Raw genomic sequence first — 17,721 nt, 5'->3', positions numbered from 1 at the left:
TGCGCCCGGGCCCTCCCGAACACATGGGAGGAAAAATGAAGACGAAGAGCCTTTTCGTTGTGGCGCTTGGCGCCACGCTCACCGCGACGATGGCCGCATGCTCGGCCGTTGACCAGGCAAAGACGACGGGCGACACGGTCACCGTGCTCACCCACGACTCGTTCTCGATCTCCGACGAGGCCAAGGCGGCCTTCGAGAAGGAGACGGGCATGACGCTGAAGACCACCGCCCCCGGTGACGCCGGCATGGTGCTCAACCAGCTCATCCTCAACAAGGACAACCCCACTGTCGACGCCGTGTTCGGCATCGATAACTTCTCCGCGCAGAGCGCGCTGGACGCGGGCGTCATCGCGCCGTATACCCCGGCCTCGGACCCGGGCGCGGACCGCCGCATTGGCGACTTCACCGCGATCGACTACGGCGACGTCTGCCTCAATGCGGACGCGGCCTACTTCGAGGAGCACGGACTGGAGCTGCCGACGTCGTTCGCGGACCTGACCAAGCCGGAGTACAAGGACCTGCTGGTGGTGACGAACCCGGTCACCTCTAGCCCGGGCCTGGCGTTCCTCGTGGGCACGATCGAGGAGGCGGGCAATGACTGGAAGCAGTACTGGACCGACCTACTCGACAACGGCACCAAGGTGGTTGACTCCTGGTCGGACGCCTTCTACACCGACTTCTCCGCTGCCGACGGCAAGGGTGCCTTCCCGCTCGTGCTGTCCTACGCCTCTTCGCCCGCTTACGGTGAGGGCGCCTTCGTCAACGTGCCCGGCACCTGCGTGGCGCAGACCGAGTACGCCGGCGTCGTGAAGGGCGCGAAGAATGCCGAGGGCGCAGAGAAGTTCATCGACTTCATGCTCTCCGAACAGGTCCAGTCCGAGATCCCGGAGACGATGTACATGTACCCCGTGGCCGACGTCGCCTTGCCGGCCGAGTGGGAGACCTACGCCCAGCGCCCCGCGAACTCGCTCACGCCCGACCCGAAGAAAGTGGCGGAGAACCGTGAGACCTGGCAGAAGGAATGGTCTGCGTTGCGCGAAGGCCGCTAACGCGTGAGAGGAAGAGTCGCCCACCTGGGGTGGGGTGCAGCGCTGGCAGTGCCAGCGCTCTTCCTCATCCTCTTTTTCCTCTGGCCCGTGGGGCGCATGCTCAGCATGGGCCTGGGAGACGCGGCCATGTTTGGCGAGGTCCTCGGCCAGGGGCGGACGTGGCGGATTGTCGGGCAGACGCTCGGCATGGCGCTCGCGGCTACCGCGATCTCCGTGGTGTTGGGCGTGCCGGGCGCCTACGTGCTCTACCGGCTGAAGATCCCGGGAGCGCGGGTGGCGCGCGCGTTCGCCACGGCTCCCTTCGCGCTGCCGACCGTGGTGGTGGGCGTGGCCTTCCGTGCGCTGCTCGACGACGCCGGCCCGCTCGGCTTTCTTGGGCTTGGCCAGACGACGGCGGCCGTGGTGGCCGCGATGGTCTTCTTCAATTACGCCGTGGTGGTGCGGACGGTGGGGTCGATGTGGGCGGGGATCGCCGATCTCACCGACGCCGCCCGCACCCTCGGCGCGAGCCCTGCGCGCGCATTCTTCACGGTGACGCTCCCACAGCTTGGGCCGTCGATCGCGGCGGGTGGTGGGCTCGTCTTCCTGTTTTGCTCCACGAGTTTCGGTATCGTCCAGACCCTGGGCCGGCCCGGGTACGGCACGTTGGAGTCGGAGATCTACGTCCAGTCCACCGCCTACCTCGACCTGGGGCACGCGGCCGTTCTATCCGTGTTGCAGCTGGTGATTGTGGTGGTGGCGCTGATCGTGTCCACTGCGCTGTCGGCGCGGACGGAGCGCGCGTTGGACGTGACGCAACGGCCGGCGAAGCGGCCCACGCGCGCGGCCATTCCGGCGATCGTGGTGACCGCGGCCGTGTTGGTTTTCCTGGCGGCGCCGCTGCTGGGCTTGTTGGCCGGGTCGTTGCGCTCGCAGGGCCAGTGGTCCCTGCACAACTACCGGGTGTTGGCTCAGCCCGGCGCCGGCTTCGCCGGTGGCACCTCTATTCTTGACGCGCTCGACCACTCGGTGAAAATTGCGCTCGATGCGGCGACGCTGTCGCTGGTGGTCGGCGTGATCCTCGCCTTCGCGCTGTCACGCCGGCCTCGCACGCGCCTCGTCCGTACGGGGCAGCGGGTGCTGGACGGCGTCGTGCTCCTGCCGCTCGGGATCTCGGCCGTGACCGTGGGCTTTGGCTTCCTCGTCACCTGGGGGCGCGTGCAGTCCGTGCCGACCGGGCTGATCGTGCCGCTAGCCCAGGCCGTGGTGGCGTTGCCGCTGGTGGTGCGCTCGCTTGTGCCGATCCTGCGCGCGATCGACCCGCGGATGCGGGAGGCCGCCGCCACGCTGGGCGCGAGCCCGGCGCGCGTGCTCGCCACCATCGACCTGCCCATCATGGCGCGCGGGCTGGGGATCGCCTTCGGGTTCGCGTTCGCGATCTCGCTGGGGGAGTTCGGGGCCACATCCTTCCTGGCCAGCCCCGACTACCAGACGCTGCCCGTGCTCATTTCGAAGCTGCTGGGCCGGCCGGGCGTCGACAACTATGGGATGGCGCTAGCCGGGTCCGTGATCCTGGCAGGGCTCACGGGCGTGATCATGTTCGTCACCGACCTGGTGCGGCCAAGCGGCACCCGGGGTGCGTTCTAGGTGCAAGTGCCTTCTAGGTGCGAGTGAAGGAGAGAGAATGCTGAGACTCGTCAACCTTGACCTGTCCTACGATCAGCCGCCGGTGCACGCGGTCAACGGCGTGTCGCTGACGCTGCAGACCGGCCAGATCCTGGCGTTGCTGGGTGAGTCTGGCTCGGGGAAGTCCTCGTTGCTGCGCGCCGTGGCGGGCCTGGAGCCGGCGACGGGCGAGGTGTCGCTCGGCGGGCGCGATTTGGCCGGGGTGCCGGTCCATCTGCGTAACATCGGGATGGTGTTCCAAGACGGCCAGCTTTTCCCGCACCGGTCGGTTGAGGGCAACATCGCCTACGGGCTCGAAGTGCAAAAGGTGGCTAAGGCCGAGCGGCACGAGCGCGTGGCCGAGCTACTCGAGCTGGTGGGCCTGCCCGACTATGGCGGCCGCCCGATCTCCACGCTGTCTGGTGGCCAAGCCCAGCGCGTGGCGCTCGCCCGTTCGCTTGCCCCGCGCCCCGACCTAATTTTGCTCGACGAGCCGCTCTCCGCGCTCGACCGCATCCTACGCACACGCCTATCCACCCAACTGCGGGAGATCCTGTCCGCCGTGGGGGCCACTGCGATCTACGTGACCCACGACCGCGACGAGGCCTTCAACGTCGCCGACCTCATCGGTGTCATGGAGGACGGCCGCCTCATCCAGCTCGGCACGGCCGACGAGCTACGCGAGAGCCCGGCGTCGGACACGGTCCGCCGGCTGATTTCCTAGGCCGGAACTGCCGAATGTGAGGTCCGGTTTGGCTAGTGTGAAACGTCGCGGGGGTGGTCTGTGGTTTAATGGGCTTGTGCTTCGTGCACCTGGCGAGTACCTGTAGGATTGCCCCGGTGAGAACGATGAGGTCACCGATGAGTGCTTGCGTTTCTGATTGTTGGAAAAGGAAGGACTTGTGATCGTCGTGATAGATCTAGCTTGGTTGAGGTCGCATGTGCGCCTGTGGGCGCTCGCCCTGTTTGCCTTTACGGTCAGTATGCTCCTGGTGTTCCCGCGGGTGAGCTTCGCGCTCGACGGCGAGGAAGAGAGCGCTGGCGGCACGAAGGCCTACGAAATCGCAGGCCAATGGAAAAACCAACCGGAACAGGTGACCTCCGGGCTCGACGTGTTGTCGATGATCTGGTGGATGGACATCAACGATTCTGCCCCCGCCCCTGGAAACGAACCGACCACCGACAACCTGCTGGTTGTGACAGTGGAGAATGCTCATTTTGGCGAGATCCCGAGCCAGTGTCTGAGTGGCGATGCCGGTAAGTCGGCGCTGTCTGAAGACGCCCGCACGTTGACCTGCGACATCGGCACGCGCGACCAGGGCACCGCCCAAATGGTCCTCTCGGGTGTCGAGGTGGACGGCCCGGCAGGATCAAACGTGAAGGCCAAGGCGCAGTTCCGTGGCCTTGAGGCTACACTGCCCGAGATCCCGATCATCGCGCCTTTCATCATGGATGCGAAGTTTGACGGCGGTGGCCCGTCGTCGTTGACGGCCGTGGACCCCAACTTCCAGGACCTGAACTTCCCCTTCTCGCTGGTGCACTCGGCGGGGTCCTCCAAGGGCCCGTCGGAGGTCAGCTACGACATCACGATTAACGGTGTGCGCAACGAGCGCGTGACGCTGCAGGATGTTGCGTGTGCTCCGATCGACCGCGTGCACTCCGGCTACCCTTACTCGGCCGACGGCTTCCCCGCGAATCAGACCGCGCGTTTCCCCACCTGTAAGTTCGAACTGGTGGACCCGAATACCAATACCTTCCGCCTGACGCTCTCGGACCTCGATTACTCCGGTGATCGTCCTTACTTCGACTCGAACGGTGTGCGCCTGCCGCAGGTGAAGCCGAACTATCCGAACTCGGTGATCGCCGCCGGCGAGCTTCGCGTGAAGGTGCCCTATGTGCGGAGCGGTAATAACGCGAATGACAACACGAATGTGACGCTGAAAGCGTCGACACCCACCTACGTCGCTGCAGATGGCTCCGAGTCGGTTGAGGACGCGTCGAACAATCAGAACCGCGCTCCGATCGTCCGCGGTAACTGGACAGGCGCCTGGGTGGTAGCCTCGCAGTACCCGAAGGCCTACCCCGGCATCGGTTGGTCGGATACTTCGCGGGCCCCCAAGGGTGCGACCGTGATGTCGGTGTCTGGCATTGTGCCGCAACGCACCGAGGCAGCGGCGGACGCCTGGGTGTGCAACACCCTCGATACGGAGCGTGTCGACTTTGTGGATGCGCGCGTCGTGGCCGATGTAGATGCCAAGCCGAATGTGTATTACGGTGATCCGGTAGAGGAGCTCAAGATCCTCTACTACACGGGCGAGGTCAAAGATCCTAACCTGTTTGAATGCGGTACCGTCGAGACGAGACGCGACGAGGGTACGGATGAGAAGGACGGGTGGACCTATACAAGGCCCGCTGATCTGTCGACGGTGAAAGCCGTCAAAGTCCGTGTTTCCCGTGAGAATGGTTATCTGTCGAGTCTGCCGCAGTCGTTTTTCTACCTGGTGGTCGAGCAGCGTATTCACGATGACGTCCAGATCGGCGATGACGTGTGGACTTGGACATCGGTTCCCTGGACGGGCATCTATGATGCGGGATGGGAGTTAGACCTGCCTGCGAAACGTTACTACGACCGCACCACCTTTGAAGACGGCGACGTGATTGATGCCCAGTACGCTTCGCCCGGCGTCCTTACCGACGGCGTCCGCTACCCCTACACCGGCCCGGGCCGTGACCTGCTACGCGTGGTCGGCTCGCTGCCGGTGGTCGCCAAGGATGTCGCTCAGCCTGAATATGGCCCCGGCGACGAGGCGGACTACACCATCCGATTTGGCCTTGAGTCCGAGATCGCGAACATGCCGAACGATACCGTGGTGATCGAAGATACCCTCGCGCCCGGCATGACCTATGTGGAAGGTAGTGCCGCCACCGAGCCGACGGTCTCGAAGGACGCGGAGGGCCGCCAGGTGCTGACCTGGACGGTTGAGGACGTCGTGCCCAATATTGACGTGCTCAAGAACAACCCGTACACCATCAACTACAAGGCCACGATGCCGAAGGACGCCAAGGCAGGTGCCGTGTTCACCAACACCGTGGTCGCTTCGAGCCAGGGCAACTCGCGCCGCGCTGAGGTCAAGGTGACGGTGCCGCGAGCCGGCTACACTTCCATCAAGAAGCATGTGGAGAAGCCGGTTGTCGACACCCTGACCAACGGTGTCGCGGCGAACACCTGGACCATTGATCTGACCTCAAAGGACCCGGAGAAGTCGACCGTCACCGACGTCATCGATGTGCTGCCCTACGACGGCGACGACAAGGGCTCGAAGTTCAGCGGCACGCTGGTAGTGAAGGGTGTCGAGGCAGGGGAAGGCGCGACCGTCTACAGCACGACGGCCGAGGCCTTCACGATCGATGAGGACCCGAACGCCAAGGTGAACGGCAAGACCGGCGAGCCCTCGGACATGTGGACCAAGGGCGTGCAGGAGAACGCGACCGCGATCCGCGTGGTCACGAAGGCCGACTTCCCATACGGCGACACCCAGACCATCACGGTGAAGACGGAGCTGAAGGACGCGAAGTGGGGAGACGTCGTCGTGAACAAGGCCGTGGGGCGCGCCGACCATACGAAGATGCGCATGCGCACGTCCGCCCAGTTCGTGGTGCTCACCCCGGTCGAGCTCACCGTGAAGAAGGTGTGGAAGGATGCCGAGGGTGAGGCACTCACCGACACTCCGGATGCGGTGAAGGTCCAGCTCATGCGGACGCAGGGCGAGAAGATCGAGCCGGTGGGTGAGAAGGTCGATCTATCGGCTGAGAACGACTGGAAGTACACCTTCACCAAGCTGCCCGCGATGGTGGACGGCGAGCCGGTGAGCTACACGATCGCCGAGGACGAGGTGGAGGACTTCACCTCGGAGGTGGCTGTGGATAAGGTTGGCGAGAACTACTCGGTTATCGTGACGAACACGGCCGAGCTGGACCCGACACCTGACCCGACGCCTGACCCGACGCCCACTCCCACGCCGACACCCAAGCCGGATAAGCCCCTGCCTCTGACAGGTGCGCAGACGTACGCGCTCATGGTCGTTGCTGCGGGAGCGATGGCACTCGGTGTGGCGTTCCTGCGCTACGCGCGCAGGCGGTAGCACGCGGTAGCAAGAAATAGTGGGCCCGGTTCGGCAGAACCGGGCCCACTGCTACAGGTGCAGCCTGGGTCCATGCCACGCCGGGCGCCCCGGTGGCTACAGCGTCGGGTTGTACTTGAGGCAGTTGACCTCGCAGGAGCATTCGGTAGCCACCGAGATGCCGCCGGCGAGCTTGCCCTCCGCGCGAAGTTCGAGCAGACGGGGGACCACGCGGTCGCGCAAGGTCCACGGGTCGATCGTGTTGACGTAGATCTTCGAGCCGCCCTCGAAGCCGGCCAGGGTGGACACGCGCCACTTGAGGAGGATCCTCCACGGCATGTTGACGTCGGAATCCATGGGCTTCGTGTACCACTCTTCGTTGGTGGGCACGTGCGCGCCGGTGGCGGCGTGCATTGCGTGGACCAGGTCCGACATGGCGCGCTGCTCCTCGCGCGTGTGCTCCCACGGCTGGATTCGCGGCGACTTCGACCAGATCTCCAGCGTGGGGTAGCGGTGGCCGAAGCCTGCGATCGCCACCGCGTGCTTGTTCTCCGCGATCACCAGGTTGTGGTAGCTGGCGTAGTTGACCCCGGCCTCGTTGTACAGGTTCGGATTTCGGCGAACCTTCGCCACTTCCATCCGGCCATTGACCGTGCGCTGGTCGATCGCCACGAGCTGCTTGTGCAAGTGGTCGAAGGACGCGCCTGCGGGCTTGAGCCAGTTTTGGAACACCTGCACGTAGCGAACGTACCGGTTCGTCTCATACAGGTCGCGCATCGCCTCCACGGTCATGCGCATGTACCACTCGTGTTCTTGCGGGGTCAGTGTTCCCGACGCCGCCAGCTGCGTGTCGTCCGTCGCCCCGTCCACGAAGTGGCGACGGCTGAGGATGAGGTCGTGGCCGCCCCCGAAGAAGGAGTAGGCGCCCTTGATCTTGTCGGCCTCCGGTAGCTCCTCAAACTCTTCCGGGGTCATGCTCGAGCAATACTTGTTGCGTAGCACGCGCATGACGTGCGCGCGCCCGGCCGGGTCGGCAATGTAGTGGTCCATCCGGCGCTGGGCCGCCGGCGACAGCTTGTAGTCGTAGTTCGCGGCCCAATAGTCGAAGGACAGGATCTCGAACAGGTTCGGCACCCGCCGAAACTCCCACTGCTTCGACAGCATGTCCACGGAGTCGGTCTGGACGATCTCGGCGTCGTCGCCCTTGCGGATCAGGCGTGACTTTTCCGGCGGGGTCTCGAGCACGCGCTGGGTGCAAAAGGCGCAGTGGAGGCCGTCGTGTGCCGGGTCGAGCGGTTGAGGGTCCGGATACTTGATCCCGAGCGGGCGGTTGCCGCGCCCAGGTACAGTCCATACCTCCGTCCCAGAAAATGGGTTCAGCTGCTTGATTGTGCCATCGGCCATGATGGTCAGCGGTTCAGCGAAGGTTTCGTACGGCTGCATCCATATATCCTTTCAGCGTCCGCCCTATTCTATCAGCGCGGTGGCGGTCTTCACATCGGGCTTGACCCTACCCGGGTAGGTGGTAGAAAGGCGGAGTGAGTGAGCGCGTTCAACTTCCCCGCGAAATCTGGGTTTTGGTGGCGGCCGCGGTGGTCGTCTCGCTTGGATACGGCATTGTGGCCCCCGTCCTTCCCCAGTTCGCAAAGAGCTTTGGTGTCACGACGACGCTCGCCACCGTTGTCGTGTCCGCCTTCGCTTTCATGCGGCTCAGTTTTGCGCCGGTGTCTGGTGCGCTCGCGGCCCGGTTCGGCGAGCGGTCGATGTACATGGTGGGGATCGTGATTGTGGCAGCGTCTTCGGCGGCGAGTGCGTTGGCGCAGAATTACTGGCAGTTGCTGGTAGTGCGGGCGGCGGGCGGTGTTGGCTCGGTGATGTTCAGTGTGGCGGCGATGTCGCTCATCATCAAGCTTTCGCCGGTGCATGCACGGGGGCGGGCCTCGGCGGCGTATGGCTCCGGGTTCTTGCTCGGTTCGATCCTAGGGCCGGCTGTGGGCGGGGTGCTCGCACCGCTCGGGTTTCGCTGGCCGTTCGCCATCTACGCGGTCCTGTTGTTGATCGCGGCAACGATCGTGTTCGTGCTGATCCCGAGGGAAGGGCAGCGAGGGGCTGGCGGGTCTGAGGGCGAGGCGCGGGCGGCGCTCGCGGGAGCCGCGGCGGACGCAGCCGGGGATGTGTTGCGCGAGCCGGGCGACGGCGTCGTCGGAGAAAACGTGCGTGCGCCGGAGCCGATGACGATCGCCGAAGCGCTGCAACTGCGGCGGTTTAAGATCGTGCTACTGACCGCGTTCGCGCAGGGGTGGACGAACTTCGGGGTGCGGGTGGCGGTGGTGCCGCTGCTGGCGGCCGCGATCCCCGGCGCGCCGACGTGGCTGCCGGGCGCCGCGCTCATGGCGTTCGCGGCGGGCAACGGGCTCGCCCTCACCAGGTCCGGCTACCTGTCTGACCTGTACGGGCGCAAGTACCTGGTGGTGGCCGGGCTGACGATCTCGGGCGTGTTCACCGTGCTCATGGGCGTGTGGGATTCGGCGGCGCTGATCCTGGTGGCGTCGTTCATGGGAGGCTTCGGGTCCGGGGCGATCCAGCCCTCGCAGCAGGGAGCCGTTGCCGACATTATTGGGGAGCGGCCGGGGTCGAAGGTGGTGTCCTTCTTCCAGCAGTCCTCGGACCTGGGGCAGATCCTCGGGCCGATCGCCGCCGGGGTGATGATCGATCACTCCGGATACCTGCTCGCCTACGCTTTTTCGGGGGCGATTTTGCTGGTGGTGGCGTTGGTGTGGGTCATGGGCGTGAGGGAAGTCGGGCGGCGGAAGCCTTAGGCTCACCTAATTACTTTGCTAGCGAAGTGCGCGGCCGGGGAGCGGCGCCTGCGGGATAATGGAAGCAATCAAGCCTTTAAGGAGGGCACAATGCAGTACGCAGGCGTTTACGACGATCAGGGTAAGAAGCCATGGGTGATCGACATGGAGGGCGAGACCCTCAATAACGACACCTTCCGCACCACCATGTGGACCGGCAAGCACCTCCAGATGACCGTGATGTCCATCCCGGTGGGTGGTGACATCGGCCTGGAGGTCCACCACGGCATTGACCAGTTCCTGCGCATCGAGCAGGGCAAGGGCAAATGCCAGATGGGTCCCGCGGAGGATGACCTCAACTTCGAGCGCATCGTGGAGGATGACGACGCGATCTTCGTGCCCGACGGCGTGTGGCACAACGTCACCAACATTGGTGACGAGCCGCTGAAGCTGTACACCATCTACGCGGTGCCGGACCACGAACCGGGCACGGTCCACCAGACTCAGGCCGATGCCGAGGCCGATCCGAACGAGGACTAAGACTCACAGACCGAGGGCTTAGGGTACGCCTCAGCGCATAGGCATGGCAATGGCGGGGAGCGGGCGCTCCCCGCCATTTGTGTGCCCGCGGGCGCCGGTACCTGTTCCGGCCGGCCTGGCCGACGGAAGTCGTGAATATATCGGCTGGCGATTGCTATAGGCGCGTGGTGGGTCTTAGGTTCACGAATTGTGTCGGGGGGGGCGCCGATAGCCCGGCGGCCGGGTAGGCTGGAGGGTATGGAACTAGCCGCAGTCATCGTTCAAGCTGGGGGAACGGGGGCGCGCCTCGGGGGTGCTTCCAAACCTGACTATGTGGTGGGCGGCCGGCGCTTGCTTGACATCTTTTTTGACGAGCTCGCCGGAATCGGCTTCTCAGGCAAAGCGGTGGTGATCGCGCCGGACGGCGTGAAAGTCCCGGAGGGAGTCGTGCGCACGTTGGAGGATCCGCCCGGCGGCGGCCCCCTACCGGGAGTCGCCGCCGGCCTTGCCGAACTAGATCTCGGCGACGACGCCGTGGTCGGGCTGGCCACGTGCGATGCTCCCCTCGCGCCGCGGCTCTACCCGTGGTTGCTCGAGCGCGTCGAGTGTGACGGTGTGGTTCCCGCGAACTGCGAGGGTTGGCCGCAATACCTGCATGGCGTGTACCGGCTGAGTGCCCTGCGCGCGCTGACCTTCGAGCGGCACGGTTCGATCCGGGGCGCGTTCGGCGGGCTTGACGTGGCGCGGGTCGAGGACCGCGAGGGCTGGTGCATCGATGTTGACACCCCCGAGGATGCGGAGGCGCTCGCGGCAACACTGGCACGACTGTGAGAGTGCAAGGCGAGCGTGGCGAGGCGTGGGCGGAAGTCGTGAATATGCTGGCTGCCGGTTGCTAGAGGGGCCCGGTAGGGCTTAGGTTCACGAGTTGTGTCGGCGCTCGGGGCAGTGACCAGTTGGCGCATACTGATACTGGAACCATGGAAGTCCGGATTATCGGCTCCCTTGCACGCGGAGATTAAAAGAGATTGGAGGTTTTCGGGGCGATCTTCCCACATAGAAGATCGCCCCGAAAACGTCCAGGAAATTCAAATGCGCACGAGCCCACCCGCTCGCGCGGCCCGAACTACTCCCGTGCCAGGTCGGCCGCGCCGATAATGCCGGCGTCGTTGCCGAGGGAAGCCAGGAGCACGGCGGGCTCGGGGCGGTACTCGCGGGCCGTGAGGCGCTCAAGGAAGGCCTCACGCGCCGGGCGAAGCAGGACCCCGCCCGCCTCCGACACGCCGCCAGCCAGAACGAACACCTCCGGGTCGAGCAACGCGGACAGGTCGGCCATGCCCTGGCCGAGCCAGCGCCCGATCTCCGCGAACGCGTCGTTCGCTCCCTTGCAGCCCTTCTTTGCGGCCTCGGTGATGATGAGGCCGGTGATCGCCTCCGGGTCCCCGGCGGCGAGCTCGAGCATGCCGGCGGAGCGCTCGCGATCCTGGCGGGCAATCTTGCGTGCCGCACGCAGCAGCGCACCGCCCGACGAGTAAACCTCCCAGCATCCGCGCAAGCCACAGCCACACGGGATGCCACCCTCGACCATGTTGATGTGCCCGATCTCGCCCGCGAACCCGCGCGAGCCGCGCACCAGCTTGCCGTCAAGAATGATGCCACCGCCGATGCCGGTGCCGACCGTGACCACCACCGCCGAGTTGTACTCTCGCGCCGCGCCGAAGCGGAACTCGCCCCAGGCGGCCGCGTTCGCGTCGTTCTCAACCACTGTGTGTAGGCCGGTCGCCTCCTCCACACGCTGGCCAAGCGGCTCGTTTCGCCAGTTGACGTTCGGCGCAAACGTGACTGTTGAGCGATCTTCCTCGATGAAGCCGGCAGCGCCGATGCCGATCGCGTCGGCGTCGTGGGCGCCGAGCTCCTCAATCACTTCTAGGATTGTGGCAACCACGGAGTCGGCCGTGCGCGTATCCGTAGGTTTGCGGGCCATCTTGAGGATGTTGCCATGCTGGTCGACTACACCGGCAGCAATCTTCGTGCCGCCAACATCTACGCCAATAATCTCGCTCATACCTCTATTTTTGCATGATCATTCACGGAATTCAGGCGAGTACGACGGATGGAAGGGCTACTTTCCCAGGTTGCGTTTCCGGCGCGGGAGTGCGTCCTCCGCACGACGACGATCGTCGTCTTCCGCGTCCCCCTCGGCCTCGGCCGGCTCGGGAGATTCGGGAGTGTCGGACGTAGGAGAGCCGGCAGGGCCGGCGGGGTCGGAATCGCCGGAATCTGGCTCTACGGACGCCCCGGAGGTGTCCGACTCGGCCCCGGACTTCTCTGGCTCGGCCCCGGAGTTGGCAGCATCGGCCTGCCTCGGCGCCTCGCCTTTCGCGTGCGTGGCCTTGTCCCGCTTGTGGTCGGATGTGGGAGCCGCCGGCTGCTCGTCCGAGACGATCACCGTGGCGCGCGAGAGCACGCGCGTGACGATGATGCCGCAGATCGTCTGCGCCAGCATGATGGAAACCAGCACCACCACCTGGAAGCGCGCGGCCTCCAGCGGCGAGGCCCCGCCGATTAGCGCGCCCACGAAGGCGCCCGGCATGGTCACCAGGCCGGTGGCCTTGGTTTGGTCGATTGTGGGTAGCAACATCTCCTCGATCGCCGTGCGGCTGACCCGCCCAAACGCCGTGCTCGACGGCGCCCCGAGCGCGAACCAGCCCTCAACCTCCCCGCGTTGCGCCTGCGAGCTCGCAAGGAAGCGCCGCCCGGTCAACGTGGCCGCCGACATCGAATTGCCCGTGATGATCCCACCCACGGCAATGAAGTTCGAGACCGTCAACTCCATCATCCGCACCCCGAACACCAGGGCGATGGTGGTACCCGCGGCGGCGACGATCCCGATCGCCGCCGCCCGCCTGCCATAGGGCAGCTCGTGGAGTCGCTTCCCGGCGGTCAGCGAGGCCACGGTCATCATCACGGCCAGCATGAGCGCGGCTGTCCACGCATACGTGAACACCCCGTGCAACACCAGTGCGAGCACCGCGAGCTGGACCACGGCTCGGATGGTTGCCACCATCGGCTGCCACCCGGCCCTCACACCGGCCCATCGCTGTAGGCCAAGGATCGCCGCCACCGTCACCACCAGCCCGATGCCGGTGGTGACGAACAGCCACGCCGTTTCGTTCACACTGACCTCCCCGCACCCACTAGTCCACGCCAGCCGCGCCGACGCGCGCCTTCACACCACAAATCGCTGCTACTCCTGATCGGCCAGCAGCGCGCCGAGCTCTTCGAGCGCCCCGAGCGAGAGCGCCAGCACCCCGCGGTAGAAGGCCGTGGCGGCGTGCTCCCGTGCGGCGGCGAGCATCTGCGGCGCCCACAGCTCCAGGTGCTCCCGGTAGAACCTGCCCACGACGTCGATGTACCGGTTCGCGTCCGTCAGCGCACTGACCTCGAGCGCACCGAGCGTGCGAACGAGCCCCTGGGCTACGAAGTCGAACTCGAGGCCCACGTGATCGTCCGGCTCCTTGTGCAGGTAGGGGGCTTCGAGCCCCAGCTGGCGGTATTCGGCGCGGACCTGCAGCGTCTCCTCGTCGAACACCAGCCCGTCCTTGCCGCGGTGCACTGATTCGAATGGCGGCACCAGCGCGGTGGCCGTACGGCCGTAGAGGGCGTTGATGTCCGAGCGCAGCTGGTCGGTGCTCTCCCCTTTCTCGAACGACTCGGCCCAGTCGAGCAGGCCGGCCGCCGTGTGCGGCGACTTTGTGCCGGCCAGCGGCCACTCGGTGTACATCTGGCGCAACTGGCCGAGTGTGGCCTCATCCGGCGCGTCGAGGTGCAGGCGCCCCAGGGTGAGGAAGGCGGCCGCGAGGGCGTCGATACGATCTTCGTTCATCATGATGGTCTTTCCGCTCTATTGGTGTTTTGTGCTCTACTTGGCGAGCTTGTGGTCAAGGAAGGAGAAGATGAGGGCGGTCATGAGCGCCACCTGTTCGATGTCAGCGGCACCCGCGTGCCCGCCCTCGGTGTTTTCGTATAGCCACGATTCGTGGCCCATGGCGCTCAGCAGCGCGTGGAACTTGCGGGCGTGGCCCGGGTGCACCCGGTCATCGCGCGTGGAGGTGGTGAGCAGGATTGGCGGGTGCGGCTCTTCGCCTACGTTGTGGTAGGCCGAGTACTGCTCCATGTAGGCCCAGTCCTCCGTGTCCGGATCGCCGTATTCCCCCATCCATGACGCCCCCGCCAGCAGGTGCGAGTAGCGTTTCATGTCCAGCAGCGGCACCCGACACACGATCGCCCCGAACAGGTGAGGGTACGTGGTGTACATGTTGCCCATGAGCAACCCGCCGTTCGAGCCGCCGATCGCCGCGAGCTGCGCCACCGTGGTGATGCCGCGCTCCACCAGGTCCGCCGCCACCGCCGCGAAGTCCTCATACGCCTTGTGACGGCGCTCCTTGAGCGCCGCCTGATGCCAGGCCGGCCCGAATTCGCCGCCGCCACGGATGTTCGCGACGACGTACACCCCGCCCCGCTCCAACCACACCTTTCCGTAGGTGGCCAGGTAGGACGGCAGGCGCGAGACCTCGAACCCTCCGTACCCGTCAAGCAACGCGCGGGTGGGACGCCCGCCCCGCAGCGCCTCCTCCGGCCCCACCACGAAGTAGGGAATCTCCGTGCCGTCCGCCGACGTGGCCCACAGCTGCCGGATCCCCAGCCCCGCGGCCTCAAAGCGCGCCGGTGCCGAGCGTAGCTTGCGCACCGCCAGCTCCTCACGCCCGATCTCACCCATATACAACGTGGTGGGCGTGACGAAACCCGCGACCGTCAGCCACACCTCGTCCGACTCCAGCCGATCCACCGCCGCGATTCCCACCGCGGCGAACTCCGCCGCCTTCGGCGTGACTTCCGCGATCTGCCACGGCTCGACGACGCCTGCGGCCGCCCGCCCCTCAGCACAGAAGAACAGCTTGGTTTTGACGTTGTCGAGGATGGTCATCACCAGGCCCGTGCGGGTGACGGTGAGGTCCAGGAACGACGACGTGGGGGAGGGCGAGTACAGCACTTGCACGTCCTGCGCCCGCGGCTCCGTGAGCGACGATGCTGGCATCACCACCACAGCCCCCGCAGGGAAGGTGGCCCCATCGAGCTCCCAATCATGGCGGAGGGTGGCCAGCAGCCAGTCCCGTACGAAGCCGACCTCGGCCGACAGCGGCATGTTGACCTGCGTCAGCGCACTCGGCAGGCCCGCCCCGAGCGCCTCGCCCTCCGGCCCCACCACGGCCCCGCCACCACCGGCCAGCACGCCCTCCAGGTCTGCAACAAACGAGATCGTGCTGCGGAAGTCCGGGTAGCGGAAGGCAACCAGCCGCTCATGCCCCGGCGTGTGGTCGAAGTACGCCCCCGACAGCACGTCGGTAGCAGCACCCTCGATGATGACGGGCGCGCTGGCCAAATCCTGCCCGCGCCGCCACAGCCGGGCGCTCTTGGGGTAGCCCGAGTCGGTCAGCGTGCCCGGTCCGAAGTCCGCGCCGATCACCACCGTGTCCCGATCCACCCAGCTCATTGAGCCCTTCGACTCCGACTTCTCAAAGCCGCCCTCCACAAAGGCATGCGCCTCCACGTCAAACTCCCGCACGACGTTCGCATCCGACCCGCCCTTCGACATCGTGATCAGCGCCCTGTCATAACTGGGGTAGAGCAACGAGGCCCCGCCGAACACCCACGATTCGCCCTCGGCCTCGCCGAGCGCCCCGATGTCGAGCAACACCTCCCACGCGATCTCCGCCTGCTCCTTGCTCAGGTACTCCTCAAGCCGGGCGCGCCGCCACAGGCCGCGTGGGTGATCCCCGTCCGTATAAAAGTTGTAAATCCATTCCCCGCGCTTGGTGCCGGTATCGAGCTTGTCCGTGGCAGAGAGAATGCCCGCGACCTCATCGCGGTACGCGGAAAACGCCCCGCCGTCAAACTCGGCGAGGGTGCGACCGGACTGTTCGCTCACCCACTCCAGCGAGGCATCGATGTCCTCCAAGTGCAGGTAAGGGTCCGAAAAATCTGTGGCCGTAGCCTGTGGCATCTTCATGCTTCCATCCTACGAGCGCCCTCCGACAGTTTTCGAACGCACGGTGCCCCCGGCGAAAAACCGGGGGCACCTCTGCTGACGTCTTGCCGTTTTGCCGACGACGACCGCCCAGTCGACTCACGACCGCTCGGCCAGCGTCCGACTGCGCGCGGCCGCTCAGCCTTATCCGATACCGATCAGCTGCTGGGAGTCATAGTGGAGCGAGCGCCCCATGAACTCGGCGGCGAGCAGTACCACGAACCCGAGTGTCACCCAGGCCGCGAGGGGTGTGAGACGAGCGAGGGCGGCGTCGTCGGCCATCTTGTAGGCAACGAAACCGACGGCCACGGCGCCCACGCCCAGCAGGATTAGCCGGGTCCAGAAGAACGCGCCCGTGAACGTGGCGGCGGAGATTGCCGCGGCCGGCTCGGGGTGCATCGCGAGGTTCTGCAGGTGAGCGACGTAGGAGATGAGCACGCCCACGGCCGCCAGCGCGGCGAGCGCGGCACACAGCCGGATGATCGACACGGTCCAACGCCACTCCTCGGCGGTGGGCGCGGCGTTGATCTCGCGCTTGTTGGGGGTGAACCCGAGGGTCTCCTTCCAGGTCTTGCCGGCGGCGGGGTCGGTGGTATTGCGCACCGGCACCTCCACGGGCGCGTCCTTAGCGGGCCGCTGACGCACGAGCGTCATGAGCACGAGCGCCATGGTCACCCCGGCGCTGCCCAGCACGATCGCGGTGGCGAAGAACTGGAACGGCACCACCCACGTGTACCAGGCGGGCACGGTGGGCAGGCTCGCGTAGATCATCGACATCGACACGATGAGCGCGACGCCGAATAGCGCGGCCAGCGCCGCCACGCCCTGGCGCAGCCGGAACGAGGCGATCTTGAACCATTGCATGAAGGCAAACACGAAGCCCAGGCCCGCAAAGCCCACGCCGAACACGATCTCGCGGCTCAGCCATGACGTGGCCACGTTGCGGATCACGTTGAGGGTGTGGGTGACGTCGTTCATGTGGAACATGGAGGCGACCAGGCCGAACACCATCACCGGGCCGATGAGGTAGACGATCGGGGTGGTCAGCCGGTCGGCCGTGCGATCGTCGGTGCGGGCAGCGAGCCACATCTGCACAAGACCCAGGATGATAAACATGCCCACGCACATCTGGGCGATGACCGTGAAGATGATCATCGGCAGTTCGTGAAGATTCATCAGATCTCCTTCGGGTTAGCGATCGAGCCGGCGGTGGAGGTCCACGGCTGGGCGTCCTTGTGTGGGTGGATGACCAGGCGCGGCTTGGTGATCGAGGGGTCGGGGAGCGGGGCGACGGCGTCGTTCGTGCCGTGCTCGCTACGTAGCTCGTCGATCGGGCCCCAGCCGAGCGCGCGCGATGGGCAGGCCGCCACGCACGCCGGGTCTTGCCCGGTGGAGCGGTAGTCGTAGCATAGGTCGCACTTGGACATGTGGCCTTGCTCCGCGTTGAACTGCGGGGCGCCATAGGCGCAGGCCCACTCGCAGTAGCGGCAGCCCACGCACTTGGA

The 17,721-nt window shown here is 65.9% G+C and carries 14 protein-coding genes; 7 read left to right on the top strand and 7 right to left on the bottom strand.

Features of this window, described 5'->3' with window-relative positions; genetic code table 11:
• The first annotated feature begins 35 nt into the window (after positions 1-35).
• The 4 genes from HMPREF3174_RS09270 (at position 36) to HMPREF3174_RS05800 (ending at position 6,835) form a co-directional block, all read left to right on the top strand.
• A complete protein-coding gene (locus tag HMPREF3174_RS09270; protein WP_062614096.1) occupies positions 36-1,049 on the top strand; it encodes a thiamine ABC transporter substrate-binding protein in 1,014 nt (337 codons plus the stop codon).
• 3 nt (positions 1,050-1,052) lie between these two features.
• Positions 1,053-2,675 (top strand): ABC transporter permease, encoded by a 1,623-nt coding sequence (locus HMPREF3174_RS09265; protein ID WP_070448191.1) that lies wholly within the window; start codon positions 1,053-1,055, stop codon positions 2,673-2,675.
• Between the two features lie 37 nt (positions 2,676-2,712).
• A complete protein-coding gene (locus HMPREF3174_RS05805; RefSeq protein WP_062614094.1) occupies positions 2,713-3,417 on the top strand; it encodes an ABC transporter ATP-binding protein in 705 nt (234 codons plus the stop codon).
• Positions 3,418-3,604: 187 nt separating this feature from the next.
• The gene (locus tag HMPREF3174_RS05800) at positions 3,605-6,835 is read left to right on the top strand and encodes a Cna B-type domain-containing protein (RefSeq protein WP_168160568.1); all 3,231 of its coding nucleotides are present in this window, start codon (positions 3,605-3,607) and stop codon (positions 6,833-6,835) included.
• Between the two features lie 96 nt (positions 6,836-6,931).
• Here the strand turns inward: HMPREF3174_RS05800 and HMPREF3174_RS05795 are convergent, their stop codons facing one another.
• Positions 6,932-8,257 carry a DUF4921 family protein gene (locus tag HMPREF3174_RS05795; protein WP_062614089.1) on the bottom strand — a complete coding sequence of 442 codons (1,326 nt, stop codon included), beginning with the start codon at positions 8,255-8,257 and terminating at the stop codon, positions 6,932-6,934.
• A gap of 95 nt (positions 8,258-8,352) precedes the next feature.
• On the opposite strand from HMPREF3174_RS05795, the gene HMPREF3174_RS05790 reads away from it, so the two are divergent.
• From HMPREF3174_RS05790 to HMPREF3174_RS05780, 3 genes are all read left to right on the top strand, one after another.
• Positions 8,353-9,633: an MFS transporter gene (locus HMPREF3174_RS05790; protein WP_062614088.1), complete on the top strand. Its 1,281-nt coding sequence runs from the start codon at positions 8,353-8,355 to the stop codon at positions 9,631-9,633.
• A gap of 90 nt (positions 9,634-9,723) precedes the next feature.
• The gene (locus tag HMPREF3174_RS05785; protein WP_062614087.1) at positions 9,724-10,152 is read left to right on the top strand and encodes a cupin domain-containing protein; all 429 of its coding nucleotides are present in this window, start codon (positions 9,724-9,726) and stop codon (positions 10,150-10,152) included.
• A gap of 237 nt (positions 10,153-10,389) precedes the next feature.
• The gene (locus HMPREF3174_RS05780) at positions 10,390-10,962 is read left to right on the top strand and encodes a molybdenum cofactor guanylyltransferase (RefSeq protein ID WP_062614086.1); all 573 of its coding nucleotides are present in this window, start codon (positions 10,390-10,392) and stop codon (positions 10,960-10,962) included.
• A gap of 292 nt (positions 10,963-11,254) precedes the next feature.
• Here the strand turns inward: HMPREF3174_RS05780 and HMPREF3174_RS05775 are convergent, their stop codons facing one another.
• The 6 genes from HMPREF3174_RS05775 to HMPREF3174_RS05750 form a co-directional block, all read right to left on the bottom strand.
• Positions 11,255-12,193, bottom strand: coding sequence for an ROK family glucokinase (locus HMPREF3174_RS05775; protein ID WP_070448189.1), 939 nt, complete (start codon positions 12,191-12,193; stop codon positions 11,255-11,257).
• Positions 12,194-12,250: 57 nt separating this feature from the next.
• On the bottom strand, positions 12,251-13,306 hold the full coding sequence (locus HMPREF3174_RS05770; protein WP_070448188.1) for an ABC transporter permease: 1,056 nt from the start codon (positions 13,304-13,306) through the stop codon (positions 12,251-12,253).
• 69 nt (positions 13,307-13,375) lie between these two features.
• Positions 13,376-14,017: a TorD/DmsD family molecular chaperone gene (locus HMPREF3174_RS05765; protein WP_062614084.1), complete on the bottom strand. Its 642-nt coding sequence runs from the start codon at positions 14,015-14,017 to the stop codon at positions 13,376-13,378.
• 33 nt (positions 14,018-14,050) lie between these two features.
• The gene (locus HMPREF3174_RS05760) at positions 14,051-16,198 is read right to left on the bottom strand and encodes a prolyl oligopeptidase family serine peptidase (protein WP_210382936.1); all 2,148 of its coding nucleotides are present in this window, start codon (positions 16,196-16,198) and stop codon (positions 14,051-14,053) included.
• Between the two features lie 162 nt (positions 16,199-16,360).
• Complete coding sequence (locus HMPREF3174_RS05755; RefSeq protein ID WP_070448187.1) at positions 16,361-17,392, bottom strand: dimethyl sulfoxide reductase anchor subunit family protein; 1,032 nt, start codon at positions 17,390-17,392, stop codon at positions 16,361-16,363.
• On the bottom strand, positions 17,392-17,721 hold a 330-nt coding region (locus HMPREF3174_RS05750; RefSeq protein ID WP_371440127.1), incomplete at its 5' end, for a 4Fe-4S dicluster domain-containing protein. The genes HMPREF3174_RS05755 and HMPREF3174_RS05750, both read right to left, overlap by 1 nt.

Origin of the sequence: Trueperella sp. HMSC08H06 (genome assembly GCF_001808465.1) — a bacterium.
GTDB classification, from domain to species: Bacteria; Actinomycetota; Actinomycetes; order Actinomycetales; family Actinomycetaceae; genus Trueperella; species Trueperella bernardiae.
This window is presented reverse-complemented; position numbering and strand designations above follow the sequence as displayed.

What these genes read in the sequence shown, in the direction of transcription:
- HMPREF3174_RS09270 (WP_062614096.1), top strand. Translation starts at nt 36, where the DNA reads ATGAAGACGAAGAGCCTTTTCGTTGTGGCGCTTGGCGCCACGCTCACC.
- HMPREF3174_RS05805 (WP_062614094.1), top strand. Translation starts at nt 2,713, where the DNA reads ATGCTGAGACTCGTCAACCTTGACCTGTCCTACGATCAGCCGCCGGTG.
- HMPREF3174_RS05795 (WP_062614089.1), bottom strand. Translation starts at nt 8,257, where the DNA reads ATGCAGCCGTACGAAACCTTCGCTGAACCGCTGACCATCATGGCCGAT.
- HMPREF3174_RS05785 (WP_062614087.1), top strand. Translation starts at nt 9,724, where the DNA reads ATGCAGTACGCAGGCGTTTACGACGATCAGGGTAAGAAGCCATGGGTG.
- HMPREF3174_RS05780 (WP_062614086.1), top strand. Translation starts at nt 10,390, where the DNA reads ATGGAACTAGCCGCAGTCATCGTTCAAGCTGGGGGAACGGGGGCGCGC.
- HMPREF3174_RS05775 (WP_070448189.1), bottom strand. Translation starts at nt 12,193, where the DNA reads ATGAGCGAGATTATTGGCGTAGATGTTGGCGGCACGAAGATTGCTGCC.
- HMPREF3174_RS05765 (WP_062614084.1), bottom strand. Translation starts at nt 14,017, where the DNA reads ATGATGAACGAAGATCGTATCGACGCCCTCGCGGCCGCCTTCCTCACC.
- HMPREF3174_RS05760 (WP_210382936.1), bottom strand. Translation starts at nt 16,198, where the DNA reads ATGAAGATGCCACAGGCTACGGCCACAGATTTTTCGGACCCTTACCTG.
- HMPREF3174_RS05755 (WP_070448187.1), bottom strand. Translation starts at nt 17,392, where the DNA reads ATGAATCTTCACGAACTGCCGATGATCATCTTCACGGTCATCGCCCAG.